General features: G+C 70.2%; 7 protein-coding genes and 2 pseudogenes. 6 read left to right on the forward strand and 3 right to left on the reverse strand.

Features of this window, described 5'->3' with window-relative positions; translation table 11 throughout:
* Window positions 1–97: 97 nt before the first annotated feature.
* Window positions 98–871: an SDR family NAD(P)-dependent oxidoreductase gene (locus ACIO92_RS33560; protein WP_401242333.1), complete on the forward strand. Its 774-nt coding sequence runs from the start codon at window positions 98–100 to the stop codon at window positions 869–871.
* A gap of 61 nt (window positions 872–932) precedes the next feature.
* Here the strand turns inward: ACIO92_RS33560 and ACIO92_RS33565 are convergent, their stop codons facing one another.
* Entirely contained in the window at window positions 933–1,841 is a 909-nt protein-coding gene (locus ACIO92_RS33565; protein WP_366446312.1) for a ScbA/BarX family gamma-butyrolactone biosynthesis protein, read from the reverse strand.
* A gap of 110 nt (window positions 1,842–1,951) precedes the next feature.
* Here ACIO92_RS33565 and ACIO92_RS33570 point away from each other — a divergent pair, with 110 nt between their 5' ends.
* Window positions 1,952–2,629 (forward strand): ScbR family autoregulator-binding transcription factor, encoded by a 678-nt coding sequence (locus ACIO92_RS33570; protein ID WP_366446313.1) that lies wholly within the window; start codon window positions 1,952–1,954, stop codon window positions 2,627–2,629.
* Window positions 2,630–2,643: 14 nt separating this feature from the next.
* Here ACIO92_RS33570 and ACIO92_RS33575 read toward each other — a convergent pair whose 3' ends face one another.
* The gene (locus ACIO92_RS33575) at window positions 2,644–3,483 is read right to left on the reverse strand and encodes an AfsR/SARP family transcriptional regulator (protein WP_366446314.1); all 840 of its coding nucleotides are present in this window, start codon (window positions 3,481–3,483) and stop codon (window positions 2,644–2,646) included.
* 31 nt (window positions 3,484–3,514) lie between these two features.
* Window positions 3,515–4,672 (reverse strand): IS701 family transposase, encoded by a 1,158-nt coding sequence (locus tag ACIO92_RS33580; RefSeq protein ID WP_401242329.1) that lies wholly within the window; start codon window positions 4,670–4,672, stop codon window positions 3,515–3,517.
* Window positions 4,673–6,414: 1,742 nt separating this feature from the next.
* On the opposite strand from ACIO92_RS33580, the gene ACIO92_RS33585 reads away from it, so the two are divergent.
* From ACIO92_RS33585 to ACIO92_RS33600, 4 genes and pseudogenes are all read left to right on the forward strand, one after another.
* A complete protein-coding gene (locus tag ACIO92_RS33585) occupies window positions 6,415–7,812 on the forward strand; it encodes a DUF4158 domain-containing protein (RefSeq protein WP_402284246.1) in 1,398 nt (465 codons plus the stop codon).
* A pseudogene (locus ACIO92_RS33590) lies at window positions 7,784–8,316 on the forward strand (Tn3 family transposase); the annotation flags it as partial. The gene ACIO92_RS33585 and the pseudogene ACIO92_RS33590, both read left to right, overlap by 29 nt.
* Before the next feature lie 136 nt (window positions 8,317–8,452).
* Window positions 8,453–8,838: pseudogene (locus ACIO92_RS33595) on the forward strand (Tn3 family transposase).
* Window positions 8,793–9,008, forward strand: a complete 216-nt coding sequence (locus tag ACIO92_RS33600) for a hypothetical protein (protein ID WP_402596824.1) — start codon at window positions 8,793–8,795, stop codon at window positions 9,006–9,008. The pseudogene ACIO92_RS33595 and the gene ACIO92_RS33600 overlap by 46 nt, the downstream one beginning before the upstream one ends.
* Window positions 9,009–9,023 lie beyond the last annotated feature (15 nt).

A 9,023-nucleotide genomic window follows, 5' to 3' on the forward strand; every position in this document is an offset into this window, starting at 1 on the left:
TCCCCTTCCGTTTGACGGGTTCATGACCTGACATACCTTCCCTTGACCTGACAGGAAGTGGACCGGTCGCCGGGTGCCCGGTGGCAGCATCGGCGCCATGAGCGATACGGGTGTGTTACTGAAGGGCAAGGTCATCCTTGTCACCGGGGCGAGCAGCGGAATCGGCGCGGCGGCGGCGTACCTCTTCGCCCGCGAAGGGGCGTCGGTGGTCCTCGCCGCGCGCCGGGAGGAGAGACTCACCGCCCTCGCGGCGGAACTGACGTCCAAGGGCTTCGAGGCGTCCGCGGTGGTGTGCGACGTGACGCGCGCCGAGGACGCGCGGCGCGCGGTCGCGCACGTGACGGAACGTCACGGACGGCTCGACGGCGCCTTCAACAACGCGGGCATCGGGGGGGACCGGTCCCCCCTGCACGAGATGGAGGACGGGGTGTACGACACCATCGTCGACACCAACGTACGGGGGCTGTGGAACTGTCTGCGCGCCGAGATCGGGGCGATGCTCGCGAACGGCGTCGGCGGCGCCATCGTCAACAACAGCAGTGTGGGCGGCCTGGTGGCGATCCCCACCGCGGCCCCCTACGTGGCGTCCAAGCACGCGGTGGTGGGCTTCACCCGAGCCGCGGCCGACGAGTACGCCCGCCAGGGCGTCCGGGTGAACGCGCTGGCGCCCGGTTCGACGCGCAGCGAGATCACGGCGGACTGGTACGCGCGCAATCCCGGCCTTGAGGAGGCGGTGCACGCGGTCACCCCGCAGGGCCGCACCGCCGCGCCGGAGGAGGTGGCCGAGGCCGCGGCCTGGCTGCTCAGCGACCGGTCCTCGTACGTCACCGGCACCGTGATGCCGGTCGACGGAGGATACGTCAACCGCTGAGGACGGCGGGAAGGACGAGGGGGCGGTGCCGGCCGGCACCGCCCCCGTGTCATGACCGGTGTTACTTCGGGCAGTCCATGGTGACGGAGAAGGTCCGCTCGCCGTTCTGCACGCCGGTGACCTCCAGGCGGACGGTGCCCTCCTCCTTCGGCGGCAGGACCACGGCCTCCATCAGGCAGGGCGCGTCGAACTCGACGTAGGAGTCGAAGGTGCTCATGACCCGGACGGGGCCGTGCCCGGGTCCGGTGACCGCGTGGGCGGCCTGGTAGGCCGCCTCTATCAGGACCAGGCCGGGGACGTGGTCGACCCGGTGGTCGTACAGCGCGGGGTTGGACACGTCCATGCGCAGTTCCCAGCGGCCCGGGACCTGGGCGGGGGCGAGCAGGACCTCGTGGGCGTGGGAGCGGCCCACGGTGTGCGCGGGGACGGGGGAGGGCACGGGGGCCTCGCCCCACGGGACTTCGGCGTGCGTCCCGCGCAGTCTGCGGTAGGCGCCGGGGGCGATCCAGCTGAAGTCCAGGAGCGACTCCGCCACCAGCCGCCCCTCCGACAGGATCGACAGCTCGACCCGTAAGGACCTGGGGTTGTTCGGCCTGAACGTCAGAAGAACGAACAGGTTGTCCGGTTTATTTTTCGGATCGTAAAAATCGCTGGCCACGCTGAAGTCCATCCACTCCATCAGGGTCTGGTGGGACAGCGGAACCGAGAGTTCGGCGTGCCCGATGAGCAGGCAGCTCTGCCGGATCGTCTGGGCGAGCAGCAACTGCACCGAGTCGCCGAAGAACCCGCCCCGGGGCCAGCGCGCGCTCACCGCGTAGCGCCCGGAGCCGAGGATGGACCAGTTCGTGAGGAGGACGGCTTCCGTCCTGTGCAGATGCACGAACTCCTTCGGAAGGTACTGAACGGGTGCCGCGATGCGGCGGACTACGTGGCTGTGCCTCTGACGATCCGACAGCAAAGTTTTAGGCATGATCCCCCCCTGGGTCAGGCCGAGATGAGGTGCCGGGTTCCGGCGCGAGATAATATACCGCGCAAGCGGTCCTTTTTTCGATAGCAAGAACACAAGTACTAGGGGTGACTGTGGCGCAGCAGGAGCGAGCGATCCGGACCCGAAGGGCCATCCTGGAGGCCGCCGCCGAGATCTTCGACGAACGCGGCTACGAGTCCACGACCATCGCCGAGGTCCTGGAACGAGCCGATGTGACCAAGGGGGCCCTCTACTTCCACTTCCGGTCCAAAGGAGACCTCGCACGCGGGGTCCTGGCCGCCGCCGTGACCACCGACGGCGTACGCCCCCAGACCCTCAAACTGCAGGAACTCATCGACATCGTGCTCCTGCTGGCCTACCGGCTGCCGCGCGAACCGATGCTCAGCGCCGCCCTGCGCATGGCCATCGACCTCCAGTCCCGCCGCCAGTTCGGCACCCGCTGGCCCGACTGGACCGAACTGCTCACCGGATTCCTCAAGGAGGCCAAAGACCGGGGAGAGACCCGCCCGGACATCGACGAAGCACGAACCGCCCGAATGCTCGTGTCCTGCTGGACCGGCGTCCGAGTGGTCACCGAAGGCCTACCCGGCGACTACGACCTCCCGAGCGAGATCACCTCGCTCTTCCAGCTCATCCTGCCGGCCATCGCACAACCCGACATCCTGCCCAGCCTGGAGATCTCGGCCGAACGAGCCGCCCTCCTCCACGACGACATGCCCGCCTGGCGCGCCGAGACCAGGGAGGCGGAGACCGTCGGCCTCGCCCCCTGACCACGGACGGGTGCTCACCCGGACCCGACCGACTCCCACAACGGCACCACCACGCCACCACCACGCGACGCCACGGGCGCCGCAGGCGCCACGGAGACCCGGACCGGACTGAGCACCCGCTCGTGCAGCCACTGGATGTCCGGCGACGGCTCAAGACCCAGCTCCTCCCGCAGGATGCGCCGCACCTTCTGATAAGCGTCCAGCGCCTCGGCACGCCGCCCCGCCTGGTGCAGCGCGGCGATGAGCTGGCCGTGGAACCACTCGTTGAGCGGATAGTCATGCACCAGCGTCCGCAACTCGGGGACCAGCTCACGCAGCCGCCCCAGCAACCGCATCGCCTCGATGCGCAGTTCCAGCGCCCTGATCCGTAACTCCTCCAGATGCACGATCCGCCCCGCCAGGACATCACCCGTCGGCACATTGGACAGCGCGGGACCCCGCCACAGATCCAGCGCCGTCCCCAGGGCATCGGCCGCCGCCTCGTACCGGCCCGCCCGCAGCTCGTCCTTGCCCCGGCTCACCAGCCGCTCGAAGACCTTGATGTCGATCGCCGAATCATCGACATGCATCGTGTACCCACCGAACCGCGTGGTCAGCAACGAGTGCTCGACGTCCGGACGGACATCGTCCATGAGCAGTCTGCGCGCATGATGCACATAGGTCTGCACCGTGTTGAGCGCCGAGCGCGGCGGACTGTGCTGCCACAACTCCTGGATGAAGGTGTCCGGCGTCACGAGATCGTTCGAATGCGTGAGCAGCACAGCCAGGATCTGAGAGACCTTGGGGGTGCCCACCGGCAGGACCGCCCCGTTACCGGCGATGATCTGGAACGGCCCGATGAGGTTGAATCGCATGACACACACTCCTACGGCGAGGGAAGACGGATCAGCCGGCCCCGAGCAGCAGCGGCGCCAGATCCCCCCGGCGAGCCGCCGCCGTCCCGAGAGCCGCCCGTACATGGGCGAGATGGGCCACAGAAGCCAGCGTGATGTGCCGGTGCCAGCCCTGGAAGGACCGCCCCGCGAAGTCCCGCAGCCCCACCTGAGCGGCCACCAGACGATCATCACGGTCCACGACCTCCGTCAGCCGGGCGAGCCGCAGCACATCCGCGGGCCGCATCCACATATCCGCCAGCCACAGCCGCGCCGCCGACAGGTCGGACACGGGCCACTGGGCCACCAGGAGCCGCCTCCCGGCCGCCCCACGGACACCCGGCAGCATGACGGGCACGGCCATCGACAGACTCCGGGCACCGGAGGCGAGCGGACCCCGGGGCCGCCACAGCCGCCGCAGCGCCCCGACCAGCCGGCCCGCGGTGAGCGGCAGCTCGCCGTGGCCCGGTAACGCCAGCGGGTCGACCCGCAGCCGCAGGGACGGCTCGACCCGCTGGACCAGCGGCACCCCCGCCGGCCCGAAACGCCGCCCCAGCGGCAGCGGATCGAGCCCCGGCGCGTCGAGCACCACGGGAAGGGCCGTGGTGAGCGCACGCGTGGCCCGCAGGGCCACGTCACCGGCGTTCTCCTCCGGGCTCAGCGCCCGGCTGGTCTCCGGGATGTGGGCGCGCTGCCGCCGGGAGAGATCCTCGATCCAGTCGGCGGACAGGACGAGCTGCCAGTTGACCGGCACGGCCGCGGCGGGCGCGGCCAGCCAGGCGCCGAAGGACTGCTGCCCGGTGACGGTCCGTCCGAGCTGCGGCGCGAAGTACTCCGCCACCCCGACCGAGTACCCGCCCGCCTTGGGCACGACGGTGGGGCGCACCACCAGGGCCCGGCACCCCAGCAGTTCGTCCGTCCGCAGGGCCAGTGCCCGCCGCACCGGTTCCCACTCCCACGAGGACTCGCTGATGAAGTGGTGGACGCTCTGCTTGCGCGCGCCCTGCCCGCCCAACTGCTCGGCCACGTTGCGCAGCGTCTTGCGCCCCCGGGCCCCCAGCAGCCCGGCCACGTACTCCCCGGCCTTCGACCGCTGGTCGTTCCTCGGTAAGGAGTCGAACAGGCCGAGGGGTATCTCGGCGACCGTCCGCTGGAGCGAGGGCGAATGCATGTCCATAACTCCCTGCGAATCCCTGAGGTCCTGTGTCCGGCCATGGCACGCCGAAGAAGAGCCGCGCCGAGCGAGGTTCCGCAGGCGAGCCACCCCCAAATGAAACCACACACCCGGTTTGTTGTGTGCGCCTCGTCGCCCACTGCCTCACAAAAACCGAAAGGGCATCAAGTCCCCTCCCAACACCGGCCGTACGCACGCCGAGCCAGGAAGCCCCAGCACGCCAGACCGACCCAGCACGCGTCAGCCGACACCCCAGAAGCTCACACAGCTCGCAGGCCCGGAACACCGGAGAAGAACCCCGCACCCCGAGCAACCGACCCCACACAAGCCGAAGCCCGGAAACCAGCCCGATCACACCCGGACAGCCGCCCACCACACACGAAACGAGCCGGACCGCTCCCCGTACGCACGAGGATGGCCCCAGGCACTCGGCGGCCTCCAACTGCCCGGACAACTACTCCCCGTACACATGAGGATGGACCGAACCAGGACCGTCGTCCCGGCCGTCGCCCGCGCCCCCGCCCTGGTCCGCTGTCTCGGCTTTGCCCGCCGGCCCTCTGCAGCGCCCCCGGCCCGCTGCCCCGTGCCTCGCGGTCCGGTCCTCGTAGTACGCCCCTTCCCGGCCCCGTCCCCGCCCTGTTCCCGGGTCGCGCTCCAGGGCTGTCGAGCGTGTCTTCGCGCACAGTCCGGGCCCCGCCTGCCGCGCCCCGACCCGGGGTCAGACAGGCCGTCACCGCTGCCCGACCCCCACCCGCCGCCCCGGCCCGGCGGCGCCCCTGGGGGTGTTCCGGGGTGTTCCGTGCGGTGCCCCGGCCCCCGGCGGCGGCCCGGCGGTGGTGCCTCCGGGCCCATCCCGGGACTTCGGCCGCCGTTCTGTCGGCCCGCACTGCGCCGCCCCGAGCGGCGCCCGCCCCTGCCGCAGCCTCGGGGTGCCGCGCCCCCGGGCCGTCCCCGGACCCGGGGGCGCCCTCCGCCGGGTGTTGTGCCCGTTTCGGTGAAAGTGCTCCGGGGGAGGCCGGGCGCGGGCTATGACCGCAGGTCAGGAAGACTGCTCTCCGTACGCGCGGGGATGGACTCGTCCCGGTGGACCACCTGCACTCCAGACGCAGCTGCTCCCCGTATGCACGGGGGTGGGTCTGAGTTGGCCCGGTCCGGGCTGTCCCGGGCCCGGTGGCGCTGCGCCCCCGGCTCCCGCTTCGTGATGCCCCGGCTTCCGCCGGTGTCGCGGTGGTCCGGCGGGTGACCGGGCCCGGTGGCGCCCCGTCTGCCTGTGGTACTCCGGGGTCGCAGGTGCCTGTCTGCGGACCCCGCGTCGCGTCTGGGTCTCCCGAGGGGGTGCCGAGGGAGGCTGACGGGGTGTCTGGAGGGCTGCCAACGCCCGCACGCCCGCACGCCCGCGCTCCCTCCCCGCTGGCCCTCGCGTTACGTGTGCACAGGTGTACGCGCGTGCTCGTGCACGTTCCGCCGTCCGTCTGGCGCGCTCCGGGCCCGCCGCCGCGAAACGGGCCCCGGAAGGGCCAGCGGGGCCGGCGGGGCCGGACGGCCGAGGGGCGGTGCTCGACGTCCGCTCCGTACGGCCCCGGAGTCCTAGCTCAGACACCAGCCGCAAAGTAGGTCTCGGGTAGCCGGACGAGCCCCGTTTCCCCGTCCTGGGCGTCGTCGTTGGTCTGATCGAGTGATCGAGTGATCGAGTGATCGAGTGATCGAGTGATCGAGTGATCGAGTGATCGAGTGATCGAGTGATCGAGGCCCAAGGGGCGGGCGTGCGGCAAGAGTGGTCGCCAGAAGAGCTGTTGGCGAACTGGACGCTGGTAGACGGCGACTGGGACCTGGTGGCGAACAAGAGCGGGACGACCCGGCTCGGCTTCAGCCTCTTGCTGAAGTTCTTCGGGCTGGAAGGCCGGTTTCCCGATGTGCTGGAAGAGGTCCCGCCGGCCGCGGTGGAGTACGTCGCCGGTCTGGTGAAGGTCGTGGCCACCGACTTCGTGAAGTACACGCTGGTCGGCCGGACTGCCGAGTATCACCGCAAGCAGATCCGTGAGGCCCTGGGTTTTCGGCCGTCGACGGTCGCGGACGAGAAGGCGCTGGCCGAGTGGCTGGCCGTGGAGGTCTGTCCGGTCGAGCTTGTGGAGGACCGGCAGCGCGAGGCCCTGCTGGTCGAGTGCCGGGCGCGGAAGATCGAGCCGCCGGGTCGTACCCGGGTCGAGAAGGTACTTGTCGCGGCGCGGAGCAAGTGGGAGAAGACGTTCTGTGCCCGCACGATCGGCCGCCTGGGCCAGGCGGGCAAGGCCCGGCTGCTGTCCCTGGTGGCCGAGGACAACGAGGAGGGGGCTGCCTTGCTGGCCGTGCTCAAGCGCGACCCGGGCGCGGTGGGCCTGGACTCCCTGCTCACGGAGATCACCAAGCTCAGCGACGTGCGCAAGCTCGGGCTGCCCGACGGGCTGTTCGCGGACTGCCAGATGCTGCCTCCGCTGCTGCGCACGCTGGGTTTCAGGTGCAACAACACCGCCTACCGGCCGGTGATGGACGCGATGAAGCTGCTGAAGAAGTACGCCGATGCCGACGGCAAGACCCGCTTCTACGACGCTGGCGACGAAGTGCCCATGGACGGCGTGGTGCGCAAGGACTGGCGCGAGGCGGTCGTCGACGACAAGAGCAAGGTGGAGCGCATCCCGTACGAGCTGTGCGTTCTGGTCGCACTGCGGGACGCCATACGGCGCCGCGAGATCTACGTTGAGGGCGCCGCGCGCTGGCGCAATCCGGAGGACGACCTGCCCGGCGACTTCGAGGCCACCCGCGCCGTGCACTACGCCGCGATCCGCCAGCCCCTCAACCCGAGGGCGTTCATCGCGGATCTGAAGAAGCGCATGACCGCGGGCCTGGACCAGCTGTCCGGCGCTCTCGCGGACGGTAGCGCGGGCGGGGTTAAGGTCACCACCCGCAGGGGCGAGCCGTGGATCACGGTTCCGAAGCTGGAGCCGCTGGCCGAGCCCACCGGCCTGGCGGCCCTCAAGGAGGAGGTCGCACGCCGCTGGGGCGTCCTGGACCCTCCTGGACGTGCTGAAGAACGCCGACTTCCTGACCGGCTTCACCGAGGAGTTCTCCTCGGTGGCCGCGTACGAGCGCATCGAGCGTGACGTCCTCCAGCGCTGCCTGCTGCTGGCCCTCTTTGCCCTGGGCACCAACATGGGCATCCGGGCGATCGTGGCGACCGGCGAGCACGGCGAGCACGGCGAGAGCGAGGCAGCGCTGCGGCACGTGCGGCGGCACTTCATCACCGTCGACAACCTCCGGGCTGCCGTCACCAGGCTAGTGAATGCCACCTTCGCCGCCCGCGACACCGCATGGTGGGGCCGCGGAACCGCCTGCGCGTCGGACTCGAAGAAGTTCGGGTCCTGGTCCTCGAACTTCATGACCGAGTACCACGCCCGCTACGGCGGCAACGGCGTGATGATCTACTGGCACGTCGAGCGGAAGAACGTCTGCATCTACTCCAGCTCAAGAGCTGTTCGTCGTCCGAGGTCGCCGTGATGATCGAGGGCTTGCTGCGGCACTGCACGGACGCCGAGATCGAGTCGAACTACGTCGACACCCACGGTGCGAGCGTGGTCGGGTTCGCCTTCACCGAACTGCTCAATTTCCGCCTGCTGCCGCGGCTGAAGAACATCGGCGGCATCCGCCTGTACCGCCCGGACGACCCCCCGCTCGGCTGGCCCGCGCTCGGTGCCTCGCTGACACGGCCTCCGCTGGGAACTGATCGAGCAGCAATACGACCAGATGGTGAAGTATGCGACCGCGCTCCGGCTCGGAACGGCGGAGGCCGAGCAGGTGCTGCGGCGCTTTACCGCGGCGGCCCCAAGCACCCCACCTACCAGGCCCTCGAAGAACTCGGCCGTGCCGTGCGCACGATCTTCGCCTGCGACTACCTGGCCAGCCCCGGCCTGCGTCGGGAGATCCACGGAGGGCTCCAGGTCGTCGAGAACTGGAACTCGGCGAACACCGTGCTGCACTACGGCAAAGACGGCGCCCTGACCGGCCCGGACAAGGAACACGCCGAGACCTCGATGCTCGCCCCCTGTACCTGCTCCAGTCCGCGCTCGTCCACGTCAACACCCTGCTGGTCCAGCAGGTCCTGGCCGAACCGGCCTGGGCATCGAGGCTGAGCGAGGAGGACCGGCGCGGCCTGACCGCGCTGTTCTGGTCCAACGTCAACCCCTGCGGCACCTTCCACCTGGACATGAACAAGCGCCTCGACCTGGGGCCGGCCACCGCTGTGCCTCACCCCCGCACCCCGGCCGACACCGCCGGCCGATCACGTACGGAGACACGATGAAGGACTTCCAGGACC

The sequence above is a fragment of the Streptomyces sp. NPDC087215 genome (genome assembly GCF_044744885.1).
GTDB lineage: Bacteria > Actinomycetota > Actinomycetes > Streptomycetales > Streptomycetaceae > Streptomyces.